This window comes from Marinobacter sp. EN3 (assembly GCF_000475315.1).
Classification (GTDB): domain Bacteria; phylum Pseudomonadota; class Gammaproteobacteria; order Pseudomonadales; family Oleiphilaceae; genus Marinobacter; species Marinobacter nauticus.
Genome location: NZ_AXCC01000055.1, coordinates 1 through 618 on the forward strand (window position 1 = coordinate 1; position 618 = coordinate 618).

General features: G+C 49.0%; 1 protein-coding gene. It reads left to right on the forward strand.

Features of this window, described 5'->3' with window-relative positions; all coding sequences use genetic code 11:
- Positions 1-39: 39 nt before the first annotated feature.
- Entirely contained in the window at positions 40-600 is a 561-nt protein-coding gene (locus Q675_RS33785) for an SMI1/KNR4 family protein (RefSeq protein WP_023011841.1), read from the forward strand.
- Positions 601-618: the final 18 nt, after the last annotated feature.

Here is a 618-nt window from a genome sequence, read left to right on the forward strand (position 1 = left end):
GTGCCGGTTACCTAAGCGTTAGACACACAAGGAGACGAGATGGAGCAGACATGGAAGAAGTTTGAGGAATGGCTGGCGCAACATTGGCCCGAAGGTCTGTCTCGCCTAAATCCTCCGGCGACTGACGAGCAAATTTCAGAACTTGAACGACAGCTTGAAATTAAGCTTCCGCTCGATTTTGTCGCTTGCCTCAAAGTCCACAATGGCCAAGACGGATTTTTGTCATTTTTCGATGGTATGGAGTTCTTGTCGTGCGAAGAAATCTATAGCCAGTGGGCTGTCTGGAAAGAGTTACTGGATGCTGGTGAGTTTAAAGACACTTTCTCCGAGCCCGACAAGGGAATCAAGAATCATTGGTGGAGCTCAAAGTGGATCCCTTTCACGCATAACGGTGGCGGTGACCACCTTTGCCTAGACCTCGATCCTTCAGAATCGGGATCTATCGGACAGGTAATCACCATGTGGCATGACATGGAGGCCAGAGAATTGCAGGCTAAAACCTTCGGAGATTATTTCCAAGGGTATGTCGCTGGCGTTCTTTCAGGTCAATACGTCTACGCTGAAGAATATGGCGGCCTCATCAATGCCGACGATGTCTAACACATATGAGCCTTCTCG